The 21,346-nt window shown below is 63.1% G+C and carries 23 protein-coding genes and 1 tRNA gene; 8 read left to right on the plus strand and 16 right to left on the minus strand.

The window, feature by feature from the left end; translation table 11 throughout:
- Nucleotides 1-143 precede the first annotated feature (143 nt).
- A tRNA-Met gene (locus FJ425_RS15900) sits at nucleotides 144-220 on the minus strand.
- A gap of 253 nt (nucleotides 221-473) precedes the next feature.
- Here FJ425_RS15900 and FJ425_RS15905 point away from each other — a divergent pair.
- The gene (locus FJ425_RS15905) at nucleotides 474-1,439 is read left to right on the plus strand and encodes a Gfo/Idh/MocA family oxidoreductase (protein WP_140632081.1); all 966 of its coding nucleotides are present in this window, start codon (nucleotides 474-476) and stop codon (nucleotides 1,437-1,439) included.
- 189 nt (nucleotides 1,440-1,628) lie between these two features.
- Here FJ425_RS15905 and mnmA read toward each other — a convergent pair whose 3' ends face one another.
- Nucleotides 1,629-2,819 carry a tRNA 2-thiouridine(34) synthase MnmA gene (mnmA, locus tag FJ425_RS15910; protein WP_140724767.1) on the minus strand — a complete coding sequence of 397 codons (1,191 nt, stop codon included), beginning with the start codon at nucleotides 2,817-2,819 and terminating at the stop codon, nucleotides 1,629-1,631.
- Between the two features lie 253 nt (nucleotides 2,820-3,072).
- On the opposite strand from mnmA, the gene FJ425_RS15915 reads away from it, so the two are divergent.
- Nucleotides 3,073-3,348 carry a DUF1153 domain-containing protein gene (locus FJ425_RS15915; RefSeq protein WP_006203587.1) on the plus strand — a complete coding sequence of 92 codons (276 nt, stop codon included), beginning with the start codon at nucleotides 3,073-3,075 and terminating at the stop codon, nucleotides 3,346-3,348.
- Nucleotides 3,349-3,414: 66 nt separating this feature from the next.
- On the opposite strand, the gene FJ425_RS15920 is transcribed toward FJ425_RS15915, so the two are convergent.
- Nucleotides 3,415-4,341 carry an NADP-dependent oxidoreductase gene (locus tag FJ425_RS15920; RefSeq protein ID WP_140724770.1) on the minus strand — a complete coding sequence of 309 codons (927 nt, stop codon included), beginning with the start codon at nucleotides 4,339-4,341 and terminating at the stop codon, nucleotides 3,415-3,417.
- Between the two features lie 92 nt (nucleotides 4,342-4,433).
- Here FJ425_RS15920 and FJ425_RS15925 point away from each other — a divergent pair, with 92 nt between their 5' ends.
- Nucleotides 4,434-4,835 carry a helix-turn-helix domain-containing protein gene (locus FJ425_RS15925; protein ID WP_140724773.1) on the plus strand — a complete coding sequence of 134 codons (402 nt, stop codon included), beginning with the start codon at nucleotides 4,434-4,436 and terminating at the stop codon, nucleotides 4,833-4,835.
- Nucleotides 4,836-4,917: 82 nt separating this feature from the next.
- Here FJ425_RS15925 and FJ425_RS15930 read toward each other — a convergent pair whose 3' ends face one another.
- A complete protein-coding gene (locus tag FJ425_RS15930; protein WP_140724776.1) occupies nucleotides 4,918-5,295 on the minus strand; it encodes a flagellar export protein FliJ in 378 nt (125 codons plus the stop codon).
- A 449-nt stretch (nucleotides 5,296-5,744) separates the two neighbouring features.
- Between FJ425_RS15930 and ctrA the strand changes: the two genes are divergently transcribed.
- Nucleotides 5,745-6,440 carry a cell cycle two-component system response regulator CtrA gene (ctrA, locus tag FJ425_RS15935; RefSeq protein ID WP_006203583.1) on the plus strand — a complete coding sequence of 232 codons (696 nt, stop codon included), beginning with the start codon at nucleotides 5,745-5,747 and terminating at the stop codon, nucleotides 6,438-6,440.
- A gap of 132 nt (nucleotides 6,441-6,572) precedes the next feature.
- On the opposite strand, the gene FJ425_RS15940 is transcribed toward ctrA, so the two are convergent.
- The gene (locus FJ425_RS15940) at nucleotides 6,573-6,941 is read right to left on the minus strand and encodes a response regulator (RefSeq protein WP_140635323.1); all 369 of its coding nucleotides are present in this window, start codon (nucleotides 6,939-6,941) and stop codon (nucleotides 6,573-6,575) included.
- A gap of 221 nt (nucleotides 6,942-7,162) precedes the next feature.
- A complete protein-coding gene (locus FJ425_RS15945; RefSeq protein ID WP_095766435.1) occupies nucleotides 7,163-7,792 on the minus strand; it encodes a histidine phosphotransferase family protein in 630 nt (209 codons plus the stop codon).
- A gap of 383 nt (nucleotides 7,793-8,175) precedes the next feature.
- Between FJ425_RS15945 and FJ425_RS15950 the strand changes: the two genes are divergently transcribed.
- Together FJ425_RS15950 and FJ425_RS15955 are read left to right on the plus strand one after the other, a co-directional pair.
- Complete coding sequence (locus FJ425_RS15950) at nucleotides 8,176-8,712, plus strand: EipA family protein (RefSeq protein WP_224514585.1); 537 nt, start codon at nucleotides 8,176-8,178, stop codon at nucleotides 8,710-8,712.
- A 134-nt stretch (nucleotides 8,713-8,846) separates the two neighbouring features.
- Nucleotides 8,847-9,989 carry a hypothetical protein gene (locus FJ425_RS15955; RefSeq protein ID WP_140543494.1) on the plus strand — a complete coding sequence of 381 codons (1,143 nt, stop codon included), beginning with the start codon at nucleotides 8,847-8,849 and terminating at the stop codon, nucleotides 9,987-9,989.
- A gap of 16 nt (nucleotides 9,990-10,005) precedes the next feature.
- Here the strand turns inward: FJ425_RS15955 and FJ425_RS15960 are convergent, their stop codons facing one another.
- From FJ425_RS15960 to FJ425_RS15985, 6 genes are all read right to left on the minus strand, one after another.
- Nucleotides 10,006-10,821, minus strand: a complete 816-nt coding sequence (locus FJ425_RS15960; RefSeq protein WP_140543496.1) for an RNA methyltransferase — start codon at nucleotides 10,819-10,821, stop codon at nucleotides 10,006-10,008.
- Nucleotides 10,822-10,876: 55 nt separating this feature from the next.
- A complete protein-coding gene (locus tag FJ425_RS15965; RefSeq protein ID WP_095766438.1) occupies nucleotides 10,877-11,215 on the minus strand; it encodes a metalloregulator ArsR/SmtB family transcription factor in 339 nt (112 codons plus the stop codon).
- 158 nt (nucleotides 11,216-11,373) lie between these two features.
- Nucleotides 11,374-12,144 (minus strand): HugZ family protein, encoded by a 771-nt coding sequence (locus FJ425_RS15970; protein ID WP_140635325.1) that lies wholly within the window; start codon nucleotides 12,142-12,144, stop codon nucleotides 11,374-11,376.
- A gap of 36 nt (nucleotides 12,145-12,180) precedes the next feature.
- Nucleotides 12,181-13,368 carry a CaiB/BaiF CoA-transferase family protein gene (locus FJ425_RS15975; RefSeq protein WP_140724779.1) on the minus strand — a complete coding sequence of 396 codons (1,188 nt, stop codon included), beginning with the start codon at nucleotides 13,366-13,368 and terminating at the stop codon, nucleotides 12,181-12,183.
- 6 nt (nucleotides 13,369-13,374) lie between these two features.
- Entirely contained in the window at nucleotides 13,375-14,136 is a 762-nt protein-coding gene (locus FJ425_RS15980) for a 3-hydroxyacyl-CoA dehydrogenase (protein ID WP_140724782.1), read from the minus strand.
- A 26-nt stretch (nucleotides 14,137-14,162) separates the two neighbouring features.
- Complete coding sequence (locus FJ425_RS15985; protein WP_140689015.1) at nucleotides 14,163-14,768, minus strand: N-acetyltransferase; 606 nt, start codon at nucleotides 14,766-14,768, stop codon at nucleotides 14,163-14,165.
- 325 nt (nucleotides 14,769-15,093) lie between these two features.
- On the opposite strand from FJ425_RS15985, the gene FJ425_RS15990 reads away from it, so the two are divergent.
- A complete protein-coding gene (locus FJ425_RS15990) occupies nucleotides 15,094-16,080 on the plus strand; it encodes a glutathione S-transferase family protein (protein ID WP_140724784.1) in 987 nt (328 codons plus the stop codon).
- Here the strand turns inward: FJ425_RS15990 and FJ425_RS15995 are convergent, their stop codons facing one another.
- Complete coding sequence (locus FJ425_RS15995) at nucleotides 16,081-16,584, minus strand: NUDIX domain-containing protein (protein ID WP_140635335.1); 504 nt, start codon at nucleotides 16,582-16,584, stop codon at nucleotides 16,081-16,083. It abuts the gene before it with no gap.
- 170 nt (nucleotides 16,585-16,754) lie between these two features.
- Here FJ425_RS15995 and FJ425_RS16000 point away from each other — a divergent pair, with 170 nt between their 5' ends.
- On the plus strand, nucleotides 16,755-17,690 hold the full coding sequence (locus FJ425_RS16000) for a metallophosphoesterase (RefSeq protein ID WP_140635337.1): 936 nt from the start codon (nucleotides 16,755-16,757) through the stop codon (nucleotides 17,688-17,690).
- Here FJ425_RS16000 and FJ425_RS16005 read toward each other — a convergent pair.
- From FJ425_RS16005 to FJ425_RS16015, 3 genes are all read right to left on the minus strand, one after another.
- On the minus strand, nucleotides 17,680-18,297 hold the full coding sequence (locus FJ425_RS16005; protein ID WP_140635339.1) for a hypothetical protein: 618 nt from the start codon (nucleotides 18,295-18,297) through the stop codon (nucleotides 17,680-17,682). The two genes, FJ425_RS16000 and FJ425_RS16005, sit on opposite strands and share 11 nt — an antisense overlap.
- A 132-nt stretch (nucleotides 18,298-18,429) precedes the next feature.
- A complete protein-coding gene (locus FJ425_RS16010) occupies nucleotides 18,430-19,233 on the minus strand; it encodes an alpha/beta fold hydrolase (protein WP_140635481.1) in 804 nt (267 codons plus the stop codon).
- A gap of 204 nt (nucleotides 19,234-19,437) precedes the next feature.
- Complete coding sequence (locus FJ425_RS16015; RefSeq protein ID WP_140635341.1) at nucleotides 19,438-21,225, minus strand: hypothetical protein; 1,788 nt, start codon at nucleotides 21,223-21,225, stop codon at nucleotides 19,438-19,440.
- Nucleotides 21,226-21,346: the final 121 nt, after the last annotated feature.

Genomic DNA, 21,346 nt, shown 5'->3' on the forward strand with positions numbered 1-21,346 from the left:
ATGTGGATCAAAAGCGCATCCCTTGACGGGTCGGCTTTCGCTGAACAACGCAAAATCAAAGACTTAGCTAATCTCTGCGTTGCGGCCAGTTTGGCCTTGACGACCAATTTTTACTAGTGAAATCAATGGCTTAGTGAAAAGGCTGGTAGCGGGAGAGGGACTTGAACCCCCGACCCCAGGATTATGATTCCCGTGCTCTAACCAACTGAGCTACCCCGCCAGGGTGGCAAATGGCCCGAAAAACCGTCCTGGACGGATGGGTTGTTTCAAGGTGTTCGCCGAGGTCGCGCGGATATAAGGTTGGGAGGGTCGGCCTGTCAAGCTTCGAAGCGGCCGACATGCAGGCATAATCCGGCAGTCATGATCTCATCCCAGAAAAGCTTTGCCGGACAGACACTCAGGGCCTGCCCCGGGGTTGAGTTCGTCGGGGCACGTCGTTATGTCTCGGCCATGAAATTCTAGAGTTTGAGCGAATGAAGCCGCGCATCGCCGTCCTCGGTTGCGGATACTGGGGCAGCAACCATATCCGCACCCTCAAGGCGCTTGGCGCGCTCCATGCCGTTTCCGACGCCAACCGCGCCCGCGCCGAAGGTTTCGCCAGCGAGCAGGATTGCCTGGCGATCGAGCCGGACAGGCTGTTCGAGCGCAACGACATCGACGCCATCGTCATGGCGCTGCCGCCGCAATTTCATGCCGACACCGCGGTGCGGGCCGTCGAAAGCGGCAAGGACGTGCTGGTGGAAAAGCCGATCGCGCTGACGGTCGCCGACGCCGAGCGCGCGGTGAAGGCGGCAAAGGACAATGGCCGCGTCTTCATGGTCGGCCATGTGTTGCGCTTTCATCCCGCATTCGAGACGCTCAAGGCGCTGATCGACAATGGCGAGCTCGGCGAGGTGCGATATATCCATTCGCACCGGCTCGGCCTTGGCAAGTTTCATACCGAAAACGACGCTCTCTGGGACTTGGCGCCGCACGATTTGTCGATGATCCTCGCCATCACCGGCACCGAGCCGATCGAAGTGAGGGGCGAGGGGGCAGCACTCCTCGACAATCTCAGCGACTTCGCGCATCTGCATATGCGCTTCCCGAACGGATTGCGCAGCCATCTCTTCGCCTCGCGACTCAATCCCTATCGCGAGCGGCGGCTGACGGTCGTCGGCACCAAGGCGATGGCGGTGTTCGACGACGTCGAGCCCTGGGAGCGCAAGCTTGCCGTCTACCGCCACGCGGTGTGGCAGGACAGCGGCCAGTGGGCCTTCACCGCCAACGAGCCTGCCTATGTGGCCGTCGGCGAGGGCATGCCGCTGACGCGCGAGCTTGCCCATTTCATGCAATGCATCGAGACGCGCGCCGAACCGCGCACCGACGGCGAGGAAGCGATAAGAGTGCTGCGCATCCTGACTGCCGGCACGGTGATCCATACCGGCTCGTCCGCCTGAGGCACGTTGATATTCAGGTGATGCCGGCCTGCAAACGCCAGGTTCCTCCGCTTCCGGTGCTCACGTACCTCTAGTACGCTCCGCTCCGGTTCTCGAAACCCGTCGTTTTCGGCTCGGCCTGACCTGAATCTCAACGCACCTTCGGCGAGGATCTGACCTTCAACGAAATTGGTGGAAAGGCGAGCTGGGTCATTCGGCCGGGATTTGCGCCGGCCTTGCGGCAAGCCGGGACAGCATGGCCTCGGCCTCGGCGCCGCGCTCGGAGCGCTCGATGAAGCCGCCGCCGAACACCCGCGCCTCGTTGCCGTCGTCGGAATAGAGCACGCAAGCCTGCCCCGGCGCGATGCCCGACTCGCCGTCGGCCAGCTCGACGGAGGTCACGCCGTCGCGGTGATGCAGCACGGCCGGACGCGGCGGCCTGGTCGAGCGGACCTTGGCGAAGAGCTCGACCCCGCCGGCCGGAACATCCGACAGCGGTCCGTCGCCCAGCCAGTTCATGTTGCGCAGATAGATCTTGTGCGTCTCCAGCGCCTCGCGCGGGCCGACGATGACGCGCGCCCGGTCGGCGTCGAGATGGACGACATAGAGCGGCTCGCCAGAGGCGATGCCGATGCCGCGGCGCTGGCCGATCGTGTAGCGCAGGATGCCTTCATGGCGGCCGAGCACGCGGCCGTCGATATGGACGATGTCGCCGGGATTGGCGGCGGCCGGCTTCAGCTTGGCGATGATGTCGGAATACTTGCCCTGCGGTACGAAGCAAATGTCCTGGCTGTCCTGCTTGGCGGCGACGGTCAGGCCCATTTCCTCAGCAATGGCGCGGACCTGCGGCTTCGACAGGCCGCCGAGCGGAAAGCGCAGATAATCGATCTGCGCCTGCGTGGTGGCAAACAGGAAATAGCTCTGGTCGCGGTCGGCGTCGACCGGCCGGTAAAGCGCACGATGCGCGCCATTGGCGCGCGAACGGATGTAATGGCCGGTGGCCAAGGCGTCGGCGCCGAGATCCTGGGCGGTCGCCAAAAGATCGGCAAACTTCACAGTCTGGTTGCAGGACACGCAAGGGATGGGGGTCTCGCCGGCGACATAGCTTTCGGCGAAGGGATCGATGACCGCCTTGCGGAAACGTTCCTCGTAGTCGAGCACGTAATGCGGGATGCCGAGCGTCTCCGAGACGCGACGCGCGTCATCGATATCCTGTCCGGCGCAGCAGGAGCCGGCACGATGGGTGGCCGCGCCGTGGTCGTAAAGCTGCAGCGTCACACCGACGACATCATAGCCTTCGCGCTTGAGGATGCCGGCAACCACCGAGGAATCGACACCACCCGACATCGCGACGACGACGCGGGTTTCTTCGGGGCGGCGAGGGAGATCGAGGCTGTTCATGATGCTTTCACTGTGCGGCGCTCAATGCCAACGGCCGGAATATAGGTCAAGCGCCACGCATGCGCCAGCTTGCGGCCAAGACGAGTTCACCGGCAAAATCAAGGCCCGGAGGCCGGTGTTTCAAATTCTAAACGAAATCCTAACCGGGCGTTCACGATCCTTACTTAGTCATTAGGGTTCGCTTAGGCAATTTTTAAAGCTGTGACGGTACTGTGGCGGGGATTGGGTCTTTGAGTTTTTAGTAGAGAGTACGATGACCGATCTGGTTAGACCTAGAGTCAAGTATGTTATTGGGCCCGACGGCAGCCCTCTTACGATCGCCGATCTGCCGCCGACAAACACGCGGCGCTGGGTTATCCGGCGCAAGGCGGAAGTGGTCGCTGCTGTGCGCGGCGGCCTGCTCAGCCTTGAGGAAGCCTGCCAGCGCTACAAGCTCACCACCGAAGAATTTCTCTCCTGGCAGGCATCGATCGACGAATACGGTCTTGCCGGGCTGCGCACCACGCGAATCCAGCAATACCGGCATTAAGCTGCCGGCCGAAAACGAGCAAGGGCGCGGGACTCCGCGCCCTTCGCTTTTGAAGCGGCCTTCCATTCAAACAGTCAGCACGACCTTTCCGATGGGTCGGGTCGCAAGGAAGGCATGGGCGGCCGACGCCTGGTCGAGCGGGAAAGCTTTGGCCACATGCGGCATCAGCTTTTTGGCATCGACCAGCCTGGCGAGTTCGGCAAGGCCCTCGCGATCAGGCACTACAGACATGCGTTCAACGCGGATGTTCCGCTCCTTGGCCTTCGCCCTGGTGGCGTCGTGAACGTCGAGCAGCGACACCAGAACGCCGCCGTCAGGCAGCACTTCCAGCGACTTATCGGCGTGGTCGCCGCCGATCGGGTCCAGCACGAGATCGACATTGCCGACCTTCCCGGTGAAATCGTCCCTGGTGTAGTCGATCACCTGGTCGGCGCCGATCGAGCCGACATAGTCGGTTTTCTCCGGACTGACGGTCGATGCCACCCAGGCGCCGCGCGCCTTGGCGATCTGCACCGCCAGATGGCCGACGCCGCCGGCGCCGGCGTGAATCAGCACGCGTTGCCCTGCCTGCAGGCCACCATGGCGGACGAGGCCCTGCCAGGCCGTCAGCCCGGCCAGCGGCAATGCAGCCGCATGGGCATGGTCAATGGCGGCAGGTTTCGCGACGATCTCGTCCACCGGCGCCGCGGCGAGCTCGGCATAGGCGCCGGCCTGCTTGGGGAAGCGCGGCATGCCGAACACCTCGTCGCCGAGTTCAAAGGCGGCCACGCCGTCTCCGAGCGCCGCGACGGTCCCGGAAATGTCCCAGCCAAGGATGAAAGGCGGTTCGCCGAGCAGCGGGTAGAACCCGCCGCGCACGGCGCCGTCGACCGGGTTGAGGCCTGCCGCCTTGACGCGGACGAGCACTTCACCGGGCCCGGGCTCGGGGTCGGGCTGCTCGGCCACGAAAAGGACCTCGGGTCCGCCGACGGAAGTCTGGATAACGGCACGCATGAACGCCTCCTGTTCGAGTGGATGTGCCTGCTATCATTTGGATAGTAATATTCGATTGTCGAGTATGTACCTTCTGTATATATAGGCACCTTATGGATAGCGAAGACAGATCCTCCTGCGGCTACGACGCGTTCCGGCGCACCTGCCCGTCGCATACGGTGCTCGAGATGCTGGCCAGCAAATGGGTCTATCTCACCGTCTGCGCGCTGTGGCGCGGCCGGCTGCGCAATGGCGAGCTGGCGCGCAAGCTGGAGGGCATCACGCCCAAAATGCTGGCTCAGACGCTGCGCGTGCTGGAGCGCGACGGTCTCGTGCGGCGCGAGGTGTTCGCGGTGATCCCGCCGCGCGTTGAGTACGAACTGACGGAGCTTGGGCGGAATCTTGCGGGATTGCTCAGCCAGATCCGCTCCTGGGCGGAAGAGCATGCATCCGAAATCAAGGATGCCCGAACCAGGGCATCGGCCGATCGCGGCGAGAAGGCCGCTATGCCGTGAAGACAGCGAGGCCGATTTCTGCCGATTGCCGGTTCTGAAGATGCCGGCAGGTCTCCGGCATGACTGCGACTATGCCCGGCGATCAGCCGATCATGGCGCTGCGGCCGCCCGTTTCGGCCTCGCGGACCTTGGTATCGCGCGATTCCAGCATCTCGGCCTTGGACAGCTCCGCTTCAGCTTCGCCGAGTAATGATTCGGCAGTGCTTCGCTGCTGGGCGAGGTCGCTTTGTGAATTCCTGAGGTTGTCGCGGCGCAAGCGAGCCGCCTTGGCGAAGGTCGGATAGGCGAAATGGTTGATGTCGGTGATGCCGGCTTTTTTCTCTTCGGCGATGATCTGCGCTTCCAGCTCGACGGCCATGCGCTCGAACTCGGCGATCATCATGTCCAGCTGCAAGAGCTGCCGCCGCTTCTCATTCACCTGAAACTGCTTCAGTCGAACGAGGTTTTCACGTGACTTCATGACTCGATACTCCGCAAACGCACACCTGCAATACCGTCCAGTCCGCCCGGAAAGACCTAAGCGCCGCCCGTTTCCCCCGGCTTTCCCTGGGCTATGGGAAACAAAGCCCTAAAGATTTTCGCCGGCGGTAACCATTCGTTTACGGGCATTGTTAATCATACGGGCGAGGACTTAAGGCCGGGTAAAAATTCCGGCTGCGGCGGGAAGCCCGGGCCAGCGAGTCCCTGGAGTCACTTAGGCTGACTTTTTAATGTGGTGCATTAGCGGTTTTAGTCTGTGATTCATTATTAGATTCAAGTGGGTGTAGAAAGGGGTTAAAAAATCTGGTATCGTGGATGGCACGAAATTAGGATTTGTTAACCAGTCGGTGGCACCTTCTGTTCAGGCAATCACTGCTCCGGGTCCCGGACGGGTCGTGACACGGTCCGGCAGCAGAAAAGGGGAATGAAATGCGTGTTCTGCTGATTGAAGATGACAGTGCAACCGCACAGAGCATCGAACTGATGCTGAAATCGGAGAGCTTCAACGTCTATACGACCGATCTCGGCGAAGAAGGTGTCGATCTCGGCAAGCTCTACGACTACGACATCATCCTTCTGGACCTCAATCTCCCCGATATGTCGGGCTATGAAGTCCTGCGCACGCTGCGCCTTTCCAAGGTCAAGACGCCGATCCTGATCCTCTCCGGCATGGCCGGCATCGAGGACAAGGTGCGCGGCCTGGGCTTCGGCGCCGACGACTATATGACCAAGCCCTTTCATAAGGACGAGCTGGTGGCGCGCATCCACGCGATCGTGCGCCGCTCGAAGGGCCATGCCCAGTCGGTCATCACCACCGGCGACCTTGTGGTCAATCTCGACGCCAAGACGGTCGAGGTCGGCGGTCAGCGCGTGCACCTGACCGGCAAGGAATATCAGATGCTGGAGCTGCTCTCGCTGCGCAAGGGCACGACGCTCACCAAGGAAATGTTCCTCAATCATCTCTATGGCGGCATGGACGAGCCGGAGCTGAAGATCATCGACGTCTTCATCTGCAAGCTGCGTAAGAAACTAGACGCGGCGTCCGGCGGTCAGAACTACATCGAAACGGTGTGGGGCCGCGGCTATGTGCTGCGCGAGCCGGAAGATATTCGCGTCAGCGCATAAGCGATCCCAGCGATTCGAACGAAAAACCCGGCTCAGGCCGGGTTTTTGCTTGAGCGCATAAGCGATCCAGGTGATTCGAACGAAAAAAACCCGGCTCAGGCCGGGTTTTTGCTTGAAAACGGTTCCGGCGAATCAGGCGGCTATCTTCAGGACGCGAAAGCTTTCGAGCAGTTGCGCGCGGTTGAAGGGCTTCAGCAGATAGCCTTGGGCGCCGGCGCGCTTGGCGCGCATGATCGCCGCGACGTCGACCTCGACCAGCGAGACCAGGATCTGCGGCTTGATGAGCGCTTCGATAGCACGGATGCGGCGAATAAGGTCCACGGCCGGGACGTCGGCAAGACCACCGTCGATGACGATGACATCGGGCATGTCGCCGGCGCAAATGTCGGTAGCCTCGATTCCGGTCGAGGCCTCGACGACAATCATGTCCGAGCCGCCAAGAATGCGTTTTGCGACCTTCCTGATGACGCTCGAATCATCGACGAACAGGCAGCGCTTCATGTCCGGGTCCTCTTTACCATCTGCCGAACCGCAATCTCGGGGTGACCGCAAAGCACCATAGGCCAATCTGGTAAAGAAGCCGAAAAGCCGTTAGGTAAAGTTTTTCCAAACACGGTATCGCGCGGCCTTGGCCCCGCAGCGCGATTACATGGATCGCGGCTGGCATTGCTCAATCTGCGCCGCCAGCAAAAATATTAGCAATAAAGATACTTCAGTTTTTCTTAGGCAGCCGTCAGCACGATCTCCTCGGCGGTCGCGTGGATCGAGATCGTCATATTGGCCTCGCGCGCCAGAAGCAGCGTATAATAGGGCTGGACCGAATGGGCGTCGATCGGCTCCTCCGGCTTGTGGCCGGAATGCAGTTCGAGGAATTTCGGCGGCACGCGCAGCATCGGGCCACTGGCCGACAGCGAAAAACGGGGCTCGGTTTCGAGACTTTCCAGCGTGACCACCAGCTTGCCGCCGCGCGGTATGGCCGCGTTGGCGACGAGAATGAGGTTGAGCAGCAGCTTGACCTTGTTCTTAGGAAGCAGCGCACGGGGGCCGTTCCACAGCAGTTCCGGCTTTTCGTTCTTCAAGAAGGCGATGGCCACGGCCTCGGCATCGCCCGTGTCGATCATCATGCCGGCGGAACCCGCGGCGCCGAAGGCGATGCGGGCAAACTGCAATCGCGCCGAGGCGTTCTTGGCGCTCTGGCGAATGAGCTTCATGGCGTCTTCGTCGGCGCCGCCTTCGTCGAGCAGCTCGAGGCCGTTGTTGATTGCGCCGACCGGCGAAATGATGTCGTGGCAGACACGGCTGCAAAGCAGCGCCGCGAGATCTGGCGCGGAAAGGGTGAAAAGCTCGGCCATCGGCGAAATCCCTGCTTAAGTCATTTGTTCATGGCCGAGCGACCGTCTTCGCGCCTGCCCCCACGAATCACGCTCTTTTCCAAGGCTTTCTGAATACACAGGGCCCGAGCGCGCATCAACAAATCCAAAATCATCGACGGCGAAAATGGTGTGTTCGCGGGAGGAAACCCGCCGCAGCGGCAAAAGCCCAGCCTTCGAACCGCCATCTTCGTGTGGGAGCTTAATGGTTGAAAAAGGATTACGGCATAATTTGCCAGTGATAGCCACCCCGAACGGCCGGCAAGAGCCGCAGGGGTGCGAGGCGTCGGCGAAAGTGCTCCCTGACGGAGATTGGAAGCATGTTTTCCCGATACTACGACCGGACGTTCGTCCGCGTCCTCACCATGACCATCACACTCCTGGCAGCTTTGGTCCTTTCGACCTCGGCATCGCGGGCTCAGCAGTACACCGCTCAGGAAATCGTCGACTCCGGTCATAAATTCTTCGGCGAGACATCCGGCGGCCTGGCCACCGTCGTCGAGAAGATCTTCGCCTCCTACGGCCTGCCCAATGGCTACCTGCTCGGCGAGGAAGGATCCGGCGCCCTGATCGGCGGCCTGACCTATGGCGAAGGGACGCTCTACACCAAGAACGCCGGCGACCATAAGGTGTTCTGGCAAGGCCCTTCGCTCGGCTGGGATTTCGGCGGCGAGGGGTCCCGGGTGATGATGCTGGTCTATAACCTCGACGACATCAGCAGCCTTTATAACCGCTTCGGCGGCGTTGCCGGCTCAGCCTATGTCATCGCCGGCGTTGGCTTCAACGTGCTGCAGAGCAACCGGGTGCTGCTCGTGCCGATCCGCACCGGCGTCGGCGCTCGTCTGGGAGTCAATCTCGGCTATCTGAAGCTCACCGAAAGGCCGACCTGGAACCCGTTCTGATCGGATTGCGCTCGCTACGATCGCTCGGACAGTGCTAATCGCGCCGCGGCAAGCTCTTGCCGCGGCGTTGAATTTCCGCCATGCCAAGCTGGCACAATCCAGCGATTGCCGCGCCGTAAAGTGGATAGCACGCCTTGGTCCAGTCGGTTCTGTTCTTCGTACTCGGTTTCCTTTGCGCCGTTTTTCTGGCGTCGCTGGTCGCGCCGGCGGTCTGGCGGCGAGCCGTTGTCCTGACGCGCAGGCGCCTCGAGGCTTCGCTGCCGCTGACGCCGGCCGAAATCCAGGCAGACAAGGACCGGGTGCGGGCGGAATATGCCATGACGACGCGCCGGCTGGAGATAACCGTCAAGAACCTTCAGGAAAAGGTCGCTGAGCAGCTGGTGGAGATCGGCCGCGCGAACGAGGCTTTGAAGGAGCTCGCGGTCGAGAAAAAGGACAAGAACCAGGCGCTTTCCGATCTGCAGGCCAAGACTGCGGAGCTCAGGCAGCGCGAGGAGGAGTTGCACCGCCTGGCGGAGAAGCACGCGCAGACGGAGCGGGCGTTGGGGAAGCGCGCGCTGGAGTTGCAGAAGCTCGAGCAGATGTATGACGACGCCAGCTTCTCGTCCTCGAACCGGCAGATCGAGCTGGTTGCCCGCGAATCGGAGCTGGAAAAGCTGGCCAGTGACATCGCGTTGCTCAAAGGCCAGCGCAGGGAGGCGGACCGACGCAATCAGGAGGTCGCGTCGGAAAGCAAGGCCGCACGCGAAGCGCTGAAGGCGGAGAAGAAGAAAACGGCCGAGCTGGACAAGAAGGTCGAGCGGCTGCTCGCGACGCTTGCCGACCGCGAGGAAAAGCTCGACCGCCGCGAGAAGGATCTCGCCCGAATGCGCGAACGTTCGAAGGAGAGCGCTGCAACCGGCGTTGCGCGGCCGGCTGCCGGAACGGATGCGAAAGGCGACGATGTCGACAAGGCAATCGCCAGGCTCGATGGCGATCGGGAACGGCTGGAGGCGAGGCTGACGGCGCTGGCGCGCGAGAACAAGCGGCTGAAGGCCGATCTTGCCGCCGCGTCGGGCGCGGCAATGCCCGAATCGGCGGGCGACGCACGCTCCGGCGCCGGTCTCCGCCAACAAATGAACGAACTGGCAGCCGAGGTGGTCAATCTGACGATGAAGCTCGACGGGCCGGACTCGCCTATCGCGAAGGCCTTGGCGGGCGAGGGGCAGCAAAATGGGCGCGGCGTCAGCCTTGCCGATCGTGTCAGGGCTTTGCAGAAGGCCGGTTCGTCCAACTGAACAAGAGGTGTTCCCGCTATCCGGCCGGCGGATCAGCGGCCCTTGAAAAGTGATGCAGCGCGATGGCCGACGCGGCGGCGACGTTCAGGCTGTCGAAATCTTCCGCCATGCCGATCCGCACCGTGTGCAACCGGGCAAGCAGGTCTTGCGGCAGGCCTTCGCCTTCGGTGCCGAGATAGAGCGCCAGCCTGGCCGAATGTGGCGCGGCCCGGATGTCGGTGGTGCCGCTCGGCGATAGTGCGAACTGGGCGAAGCCAAGCCGATCGAGTGTCGCGGTGAACGTTCCGGTGTCGCCGAAGGACGCGAAGGGAACCTTCAGCGCCGCACCGACCGAAACACGGATTGCCTTGCGGTAGAGCGGATCGCAGCACGTCTGGTCGAGCAGCACCGCGTCGGCGCCGAAGGCCGCCGCATTGCGGAAGATCGCGCCCATATTATCGTGATTGGATATGCCGACCAGGACGACGGCCAAGGCACGCCGGGGCAAGGTTTCCATCAGAATCTCGGCGGGTGCCGGATCGCCACGCAAGCCGATCGCCAGGATGCCGCGGTGCATGTGGAAGCCGGCGATCTGGTCCATGACCTCGCCGGCGGCGACATGGACCGGAAAACCCGGGGGCGCCTTGCGCAAGATGTCCTGCACGCCAGCCAGCCTGTTTTCGAGGATGAGGGCAGACTCGGCGGCGAAGCGTCCGCTCGACAGAAGAAGGTCCAGCACGACCTTGCCTTCGGCGACGAAGCGACCATGCCGGCCGACGAGGTCGCGCTCGCGGATGTCGAGATAGGCGGCGACGCGCGGGTCCCGAGGATCGTCGATGGGGATGAGGTTCATCCAAATCTCGCCGGCAAAAATTGCCAGCGAGATAAGGGGCTTTGGATGGCGCGGGTCAAGCCCCGGCGCGGCGCAACCGATAAGCCATCTGTGAAAGGTCGCCGTCGCCGAAAATGCCTTCCAGCATGCGCAGCAATTCCCGCACCGCCTCGGATTTGCAGGAATAGTAAATCATCTGGCGGTCGCGCCGGGTCTCGACGAGATCGAGCGCCCTCAGCTTGGCGAGATGCTGCGACAGCGCGGACTGGCTGAGTTGCACCTTCTCGGCGATGGCGCCGACCGACATTTCATCGTCGATCAGGTGAGCCATGATCAACAAGCGCTTTTCGTTGCCCATGAGCGTGAGAAAGGCGGCCGCCGATTCCGCATTGGCGATTAGCTTATTTGAGATCATAGATCCCCCAAGGGTCCTGGCTCATCCAGACGCCAGGGGGCAATGGCGCCTGATTCCACGATGTTCAGATGTCGATAGGCGCTGCTGAATCAGCGCCACTACAAAGGTAGATCATTTCATCTAAATCTCAAGCGTTGCTTTTGCCGGCGCGCGATCAACTATCGCTCTTGCTCGGCCGCACGTCCCGTTTTGGCCATCTCGACAAGCACCGAACGCAATTCGCGCGCGCTTTGCAAAGGCCGGGGAAAGAAAATCCTGCAGGTCGCATCGGGGACGGCGAGATCCATGCCATCGGGGTCGAAACCGGTGACGATCCAGCCGTCGCCTTCGGCGCGGCCGAAATGACGGGCGTAAAGAGCAAGCGCGTCGCGATGGTCGGTATTCATGTGATCGAGTGCGGCCTGCTCGCTGCCGGCGAACTCGTCGATAGCGGCGGGATCGGTGATGAAATCATCACGGTCGAGAAGAAAGGCCTTGCCGAAGCCGCCATTCAGGCTGGCGCGCTCGGGCTCGAGCCGGAAGAACGAGAAGTCGCCGAGCCCGGCATAGAGCTTCGCCTTCGGATTGCGGTTGAGATAGCGACGTTCAGCTCGGATCTGATCGGCCGATCCCCGCTCCAGCCGCAAGGCCCGGCATGCCAGGCTGATGCGCGGATGCGCCAGCGGATCGCCCTTGCCGGGTTCGCCAAGCAGCAGCGAACAGCGCGGATCGGCGAGCAACGCCCCGGTGTGGGCGGACAGCATCGAGATCAGGATCAACGGCGCGCCGTCGATGTCGGTGGCGACGCCAACCCTGCTTGCCAGCGGCGCGCCGGTGCCAGGCTCGATCGCCGCGAGCGCGCCGAACCGCGCCGAGCGGATCAGGGTTTTCGCCAGCCTGATCGCCTCGGCGTCGGTCTCGCGGATGACATCCTTCTTCGGTTCGGTCACAGGTTCACCCGAGATAAGTTGATTTTGGTTCTCCGGTTATCGGCCGAGTACACCTGCCTTTGCAAGGGCTGCGATTTCGTCTTCGCTCACGCCGAAACGGGTCAATATGTCCGCAGGCTCGCGATCTGCGACGTCCGGCGCCGCGGAAAGCGTCTGCGGGTTTTGCGAGAAACGCGGCGCCGGCGCCGGGCGGTCGAGCTCGCCGGACCTCACAAAGCTTCTCCTGGCGCGGTTGTGCGGATGGTTCCTGGCTTCGACCAGGGACAGCACGGGCGCCACGCAAGCGTCGGTCACGGTGAAAAGCGTGGCCCATTCGTCGCGCGTCTTCTCCTTGATCCGGCCGGCGATGGCGGCGCGCATCGCGGGCCACGATGACTTTTCATACTGGCTGCGGACAAAATGCTCGTCGAGCGGCAGCAGCCTGGCGAACTCGGCGAAGAAGCGCGGTTCGAGGCAGCCGACGGCAATGTGCCTTGCGTCCGCCGTCTCATATGTATCGTAGAACGGCGCACCGGAGTCGAGCAGGTTCTCGCCGCGCCTGTCGCTCCAGAGACCCGCCGCCATATAGGCGTGGATGGGTGCGGCGAGCATCGAGGCTCCCTCGATCATCGAGGCATCGACCACCTGGCCCTTTCCGCTGCGCGAACGCTGGAAAAGAGCGGCGAGCACGCCGGCAATCAGCATCATGGCGCCGCCGCCTTGATCCGCGACGAGGTTGAGCGGTGGCACCGGCGGCGCGTCCTGTCTGCCGATCGCATGCAAAAGGCCCGCATAAGCGAGATAGGTGATGTCGTGCCCGGCACGCCCGGACAGCGGCCCGTCCTGTCCGAATCCGGTCAAGCGGCCATAGATCAGCGCCGGATTGCGCTGCAGAACGGCATCCGGCCCGAGGCCGCGCCGCTCCATCACGCCGGGGCGGAAGCCTTCGACAAGCACGTCGGCCCCTGCCGCGAGGCGCAGCAGCAGTTCCGCGCCCGCCTGGTTCTTCAGGTCGAGCTTCAGGATGGAACGGCCGTGGCGGTCGAGATCGTATTGTTCGGGCAGGCTCAGAAGCGGCTGGCTGGCATCGGCGCGTTCGATGCGCAGCACGTCGGCGCCCATTTCGGACAGCATCAGGGCGGCAAGCGGCACCGGACCAAGCCCGGCCATCTCGATCACTTTCAGGCCGGCGAGCGGCCCGGTCTTTCCGGTGGAAGCACCGGCGCCTGTCGGCGAGCCAGACATCCCCGCTTATTTCGGCGCCATGCGGATAGCGCCGTCGAGGCGGATGGTCTCGCCATTCAACATCTGGTTCTCGATGATGTGGAGCGCAAGCGACGCATATTCGGACGGCTCGCCGAGCCGCGGCGGGAAGGGCACGGAAGCGCCGAGCGAATCCTGCACCTCCTGCGGCATGCCGGCCATCATCGGCGTCCTGAAGATGCCGGGCGCGATGGTGCAGACGCGAATGCCGGATCGCGCCAGATCGCGAGCCACAGGCAGCGTCATGCCGACGACGCCGCCCTTGGAAGCCGCATAGGCGGCCTGCCCGATCTGACCGTCATAGGCGGCGACGGAGGCGGTGTTGACGATGACGCCGCGCTCGCCGCCGGCGAGCGGATCGAGTTTTGCCGTCCGGTCGGCGACGAGGCGGATCATGTTGAAGGTGCCGACCAGGTTGATCTCGATCACCTTGCGGTACTGGTCGAGCGGATGCGGTCCATCCTTGCCGATCGTCTTCATGCCGATGGCAATGCCGGCGCAATTGACCAGGATACGCGGCGGCCCGAGCTTTTCGGCCACTTCGGCGATCGCGGCCGTAGCGCTGTCGCCGCTGCCGACATCGCATCGGACGGCAATGCCGCCGATGTCGGCCGCGACTTTCGCCGCGCGCTCGATGTCCACGTCGAGGATGGCGACACGGGCGCCCTTGGCCGCCAACGCTCGCGCCGTCGCCTCGCCAAGGCCCGACCCGCCGCCGGTGACGATCGCGATCTGGCCGTTCGGGTTCATGCAAGCCTCCCAGGAATCGGATTATGCTACGAAGCGCGCAAAGGAGGCGCAACAGCAACAGGCGGGTCGGCAGATGCCTGCGCGGTAGCGGCCGACCGCGCCACGGCCGGGACAAGTTCCGCAACCCTCGTCATGTTGGCGTGGCAGACATCGCCGGCAAAGCGGGCGACGGCGCCCGGCTTGATCTCGTGATGCAGCAACCGATCGAGATCGACCGGGCGCGGCATGGTGATCTGCCCGCGCGGAAAGCGCTTGAAGCCAAGCGGTCCATAGTATGACTCATCGCCAACCAGGATAACGGCGGGCGCGCCGGCCGTCCTGGCCGCCTCCAGCGCGATCGCGACCAGCTTGCGGCCGATGCCGAGATTCTTGTAGCCGGGGCGCACCGCAAGAGGGCCGAGCATCATGGCGCGTCCGGCGCCCGCTGCCACGCGCGTCATGCGCACCGAAGCGATGACCGTACCGTCCTTGACGGCGACGAAGGACATCGAGCGGTCATGTCCTCCCGACTCGCGGATCTTGTAGGCGGCAAGCACGAAACGACCCGGACCGAAGGCCTCGTCGTTGATGGCTTCGATTTCAGGGTCATGCGCCGGAGTCTCCGGCAGGTATTTCACGTCGGCAAGGCTCATGGTCTTTGCGTTCCGGTATCGAGGAAGGTTTGCTGCAAAGCGGCAGCGTTCGCCAGTCGACGCTTCTTAAGCGCGGGCGCCCTTTCGTCGTCGGTCGAACCGGATCGAGGCAAAGTCGAACATGGGCGCCTCCGCTAGCATCAATTTTGGGCCGCTGCAATCGGTGCTTTCAGGCTTTCTTTGCGTCCATGACGAACTTATCCGTCTCCGGAGCGGTTGGTCATTTGACGAACTGGTTCGTCGTTTGACGAACTGTTCATCCGCTGAGGGCTTCGCCAACCCGGTCATCAACCTAGATAATATCGAACCAAGGGAGATTTTTCGCATGGGATTGCTGGTTGAAGGCAGATGGCAGGATCGCGCGCCCAATACCGACAGCGGCGGCCGGTTCGTGCGAACGGAGTCGCAATGGCGCGACTGGATCACGCGCGACGGCGCGCCGGTGCAAGGCCGCACGCGCGGCTTCAAGGCGGAACCTGGCCGCTATCACCTCTACGTGTCGCTCGCCTGCCCATGGGCACATCGCACACTGATCTTTCGCGTCCTGAAGAAGCTGGAGGGCATCATCTCCGTCTCCGTGGTGCACCATTTCATGGGGGAGAACGGCTGGACCTTCAAAGCCGAGGACGGCGCTACGGGCGACACGCTCTACGGCCTCGATTTTCTGCACCAGGTCTATGCCAAGGCCGATCCGGCATATTCAGGCCGCGTGACGGTGCCGGTGCTGTGGGACAAAAGGCAAGAGACCATCGTCAACAATGAGTCATCCGAGATCATCCGCATGCTCAATTCCGCCTTCGACGAATGGGGCGACGCCGGTCTCGACTTCTATCCGGCGGCGCTACGCGTGGAAATCGACAGGATCAATGCGCTGGTCTATCCGGCGATCAACAACGGCGTCTATCGCGCCGGCTTCGCTACCACGCAGGAAGCCTATGAGGAAGCGTTCGGCGAATTGTTCACGGCGCTTGATACGATCGAAGAGCGGCTTTCGCAGCAGCGCTATCTGACCGGCGAACGCATCACCGAGGCCGACTGGCGGCTGTTCACGACACTGGTTCGTTTCGATCCGGTCTATGTCGGCCACTTCAAATGCAATTTGCGCCGCATCGCCGACTATCCGAACCTGTCGAATTATCTGCGCGATCTCTATCAGGTGCCCGGCGTCGCGGGCACGATCAGCCTGCATCACATCAAGGCGCATTATTACGGCAGCCACAGATCGATCAACCCGACGGGAATCGTCCCGGCAGGGCCGGAGCTTGATTATGCCGCGCCGCATGACCGCAACAGGTTCAGGAAGGCGGCGTGATTACCAGTAAGCCGAGTTACGCTCGCCGCCAAAAATCTCCGCTATCCGCTGCAGCGTTGCCGGCGTCGTGCCCTCCGGCAGGCGGTCGATCGGGAAGAAACCCGCTTCGGCGATCTCGTGGTCCGGCAGTTTCGGCGCCGTCTGGCTGAAGGATTCGATCAGATAAAGGCCGACATGGTCGCGCTTGCTGGGGCGGCGGTTGAAGTGCATCGATCTCAGCACCGGCGGAGCGGTCAGAGCGATGTTGCCTTCCTCGGCCAGCTCGCGCGCCAGCGCTTCCTCAAGGGTCTCGCCGACCTCGACGCCGCCGCCCGGCAATTGCCAACCGGGAACATAGGTGTGGCGGATCAGGAAGACTGAGTTGGAGGCACGGTCATAGACCAGGCCGCGCACGCCAAGCGTCATCGGGCGGCGCAGCAGGAAGTAAAAATGGAACAGCCTTGCCCGCAACCCCGGCCAGCCGGTCTGGCGGAATGCCGCGTCAGGATCGGCCGGGCGATTCATTCAACGATCCCCAAGCAGATGTTCGTGGGTTGCCCCACGAACGTCTGCTTGGCTTTCCCTGTTCTTCGCAGGCGCTGGCCGCAAAACCGTGGGACATTTTTGCAGAACCTGCTTGGGCGAACAGCAAACGGTGAGTGGAAAGCCTCGTCGGCGTCGCTTAAGAAGGGGCCATGTTCAGGCTCGCGCATATTTCCGATGCTCATTTGGGACCGCTGCCCGATGTAACCTATCGCGACCTCGCCTCCAAGCGCGTGCTGGGCTACGTCAACTGGCAGCGCAATCGCCGCCGCCATATGCACGACGCGGTGATCGACACCATCGTCGCCGACATCAAGGCCGGCGCACCCGACCACCTCGCCGTCACCGGCGATCTCGTCAACCTGGCGCTCGACGGCGAGATCGAGATGGCCAAGCACTGGCTGGAGACGCTTGGATCGCCGCATGACGTTTCCGTGGTCCCCGGCAATCATGACGCCTATGTGCCGGGCGCCTTCGACAAGGTCTGCCGGTCGTGGGCTCCCTGGATGACGGGCGACGGCGTCAACAGTCCGGTCGACCGCAATTCGTTTCCGTATCTGCGTGTGCGCGGCAATGTCGCGCTGATCGGCGTCACCACGGCGCGCGCCACCGCGCCCTTCATGGCCAACGGCTTCTTCATGGAAGGGCAGGCCGAGCGGCTCGCCAAGATTCTCGATGATGCCGCGGAGCAAGGGCTGTTCCGCGCCATCATGATCCACCACCCTCCGGTGCGCGGCGCCGTCCCGCAGCATAAGCGGCTGTTCGGCATCACGCGCTTTCACAAGGTCATTCGCCGGCATGGCGCGGAACTCGTCCTGCACGGGCATTCGCATCTGCCGTCACTGTTCACCATCGGCGCACGGGGCGCCAAGGTGCCCGTGGTCGGGGTTGCCGCCGCGGGCCAAGCGCCCGGCGGCAAACACCCGCCGGCGCAATACAACATCTTCGAGATCGACGGTGAAAAGGGCGACTGGCGTCTTCGGTTGATCCGGCGCGGGCTGACGGGGCCAGCCCTGCCGCCTGCCGACCTGCAGGCCATGGACCTCGATGTGCCTGCCGGCACGGCGCGCCAGCTCGTCAGAAGCTGATCTTCATCTGCATGATGCGGTCCCAAAACAACGCCAGCGAAACCGCCAGGCCGACAAGGGCGCCTGCGGCGATCAGGCCGAGGCCGGCGAAGAAGGTCGTCCAGCCATTGCGGCCGCTTTCGGATCGGATGGGCGGCTCCGCTTCCTGGACCATGGGGCGATGCAAGCCGCGAACGGCGCTCTCCACGCTCCCTTCCATCATGCGCTGCCGCTCGACGACACGCTCGGCCACGTAGCGCGTCACTGCATCGGCAACGGCTTTCATCTCGGTCGATTCGGCCAGCACCACGCGGCCGACGCGCGTATCCCTAAGGAAACGATAAGTGCGGCGGTCGCGTCCCATGGCGACGTGGCTCACCGCATCGATCCATAGCCGCGGCTGCAGGCCGGACGAGACGGCGAAGTCGAAGCTGTCCATATCGGCCGGGACATCGGCAAAGACCGGGGCAAGCTCGCTCGCCAGCAGATCGAGCCGCATGCGGTGCGCCTCGCGCATGTCGACGACCACGTCATCGCGGTCGGCAAAGGCGTTCTTGACGTCGCGTACGGCATCGGCGAGCTTTCGCGACGGTTCGATCGGGGTGATTTTGTCGCCTGCATCCTTCATGGCGGCTGCCTCACTGTTGGTTAACAGCGAGTTACCACAGTCGCCGGCAAAATGCACTGCCGACGACGACCCGCGCGACTGTCGCGGTCCGACGGAAGCGGTTACGGTATTTCGAGATCGGTCCGGGAGAGATCAACCCGCCGAAGCGTCCAGCGGTGGACGCAACCGTCTGCCGCGCCGCCGCACGTTGCGACGCACGATTTCGGCGATCAGGTCAGGAGCTTCCTCGACCAGCATGTGACCTGCGTCAAGGACATGATGCAGATGGAAATGCGACGGCAGCGCCTCGGCCTGCTCGACCGGCAGCAGCGGATCCTCCGCTCCCCAAACGACCATGACCGGCATGTCAAGCGTATCCAACTGCGCGCGGGGGATGATCCCTTGCCGGTCATCTCTCGTCATCGCGGCCGCCATATCGATCAGGGTCTGCAACTGGCCCGGTCGGGTGCGCATCCGGCAGAGTGCATCCACCACGTGATCAGGCGGCACGCTTCGCGGACCCGACATGGCGGCAAGGCTGGCGCGGACCTGTTTCCTCCCGGCAGCGGCGGCGTAGCGGCGCAGCAAGTCTGCGTTGATTTCCGGGCCAAAACCGCCGGGCGCCAACAGCGTAAGCGAGGCCACCCTGTCGGGGTCGGCAAGCGCCATCGATGTGGCGATCGCGCCGCCCATGGAGTGACCGACGAGATGGACCTTGCCCAACCGGCGAGCGGCCAGATCGGCGAGGATGGCTCGCGCGGCCGGCTTGGCGCCGCCCAGGCCTTCGCTTTCCAGGGACTGTCCATGGCCCGGCAGATCGTAGGCCAACACTCTCGCCTCCGCCGCCAGCGAGGCCGCGACGTCACGCCAGATATCACCACTGGCTCCGAACCCGTGCAGAAGGACGATTGTCCTCGGACCGGCGCCGCTTTCGACGGCATAAGGGAATGGACGCATGAAAAAATGGGGCGGTGAACAAGGCAGGGGCTTCAAATTGTGGCTGAATTGCTCCCGAACCGGATTGATGGCCAGTAAAATTTTCGCGACCGAGCGCCCCGTCAGGCGCTCGATACGCAAGAATGTCCTAATATATGGCGGATCACAGCGTCATACTTTGGTGCTCCGGCATTCGTGTGGCCCAAATGAGTGTGGAGAGTTGGATTAGCTCGGGTTGCCGATCCCGGCGGCCCGCAAGGATTGAACCAGCCGATCGGTGAGATCCGCTGGGTATTTGCGATCGACGAATGTCGCGCGCGGGTCGGCGGCGAACTTCGGGAATTGTGCGGTGAGCTCGTTGGCAAGCTCGCCCGCCAGCTTGTCGCGTCCCGAAATCCTGGCGCCGATCAGGCGCGCGGCCAGGTAATGCGACTTTGATGCCGTCGTGCGCAGCGATTCGCTGGCGATGGCCGCCCTTTTCATATCGCCCTGCATGAAGGCTCCGACGAAAAGGCCATAATCCCACCAGGTCGGATGGCCGCTGAAGGCTTCGACCGCGTGGCGCAGGATCGGCGTTCCCTCATCATATTTGCCGGCGAAGATCAGCCCGTAGCCATAGGCGGCGGCCATGCCGAGGTCGTACGGGTTGAGCTCGTAGGCCTTTCGCATCAATCGGGTCGCTTCGTCCGTGTTGCCGAGACGCGAGTTGAGGTAGCCAAAGGCGCGATGCGCGTGCGGGCTCATCGGTCCCATCTGGACGGCGCGGTGGGCAAGCGACATGGCCTTTTCGAGCGTCGCTTCCGGTGGATAGGCATAGTGCGCGGTGACGGCTTCCACATGAAGCGCGGCCAGCTCCGCGTAGACAAGCGACGATTTGGTGCCTTCGCCGACCAGCTTCTCCAGGCAGCGATACGCAATTTCGTGCGTCTGGGCGCTCATGTCGAGATAATAGCGGTCGTCGAGCACCAGGCACCCGATCTGGCTGGTCCGGATGTCGCTCTGGTCGATGTAGCTGTAGATCGCGCCCGAAGCGGGAACGGTCGAGGTGAGAAGGCTGGCGACGTTGCCTTCCACCGCGCCAGGGGCGCTCTCGGCTGATGTAAGGTTGCGCGACAGGAGCACCCGCCCGGTCCCGACGCTCTGCAACTCCACCGTGACGTCGCCGGCAGCGGGCCCGGGAACAATTTCGAAAACGAAACTGATCGGATCGGCGGACCGATCACGCGTCGAATCCGCATCGCGCCCGATGAAATCGATGGTGTCGAAACCCGCAAGCCCGGCGCGCAGCGACGACGCGACGCGAGCCGCCTCCGCTCCGTCGGCTTTAACTGCGATGTAGATCAGCGGCAGGGAGTCGAATCCGGACTGGGCGGTGCCGGCCAGGCGCGCCGTCTCGACTGTCGCTGCAGTGTCGCCGCCGTTGAGGAAGGCATTGCCTTGACGCACGATGAGCACGCCGAGCATGACAATGACCAGAGCCATGGCAGCCCAGAAGAACCGCAATTGCCGCGTGAGCGACTGGGCGGGTGCTGCCGGTGCCATCAACGCTACAGGTTCGCCCGGGGCAGAGGTGTCGAGATGTTCGGTTGCGGCCGGAGTGGCTGCGGCCGAAGCGTCGGGCCGCTGCGCGATGGTCTTGGAGGCGGACCTGGCGTCGCCAGGCAGGCGGATCGCGTTCGGCTCGTAGGACGGGACATAACCGCCGCGCGGGATCGCGATGCGCACCGGCTCGGCGACACCTTCATTGGCGAAATACTGCTCCAGGAGCTCGCGCAGACGACCGGCCTGAACCCTGACCACGGCATCGGTGGAGGCGTCGAAATCGCCGTCCTTGCCGAAGACGTCCATGGCGATGGAAACGCCTTTCAGCCTGTCCGCCTCGCCGGCCTGCTCGCGTTCAACCAGATAGCGTAATAGCCTGCGGGCACGCTCGGATCGTCCGAACGTTTCGCTGGCAAGCAGTCGCTCCAATGTCTCGCGCACTGCGGGGGCGGCAGGCGGGGCATGCTCCAAGTGTCGATCCTTTCGAAGTCGGCACAGGTTAGGGAGCGATAATATAGTGCTCGCGCCGGCGCACAAGGATGCTTCTATTATGTGATCGCGTAAGCCACCGGAAATTCCTCAGGCGGTTAAC

This window comes from Mesorhizobium sp. B2-7-2, assembly GCF_006440775.1.
Classification (GTDB): domain Bacteria; phylum Pseudomonadota; class Alphaproteobacteria; order Rhizobiales; family Rhizobiaceae; genus Mesorhizobium.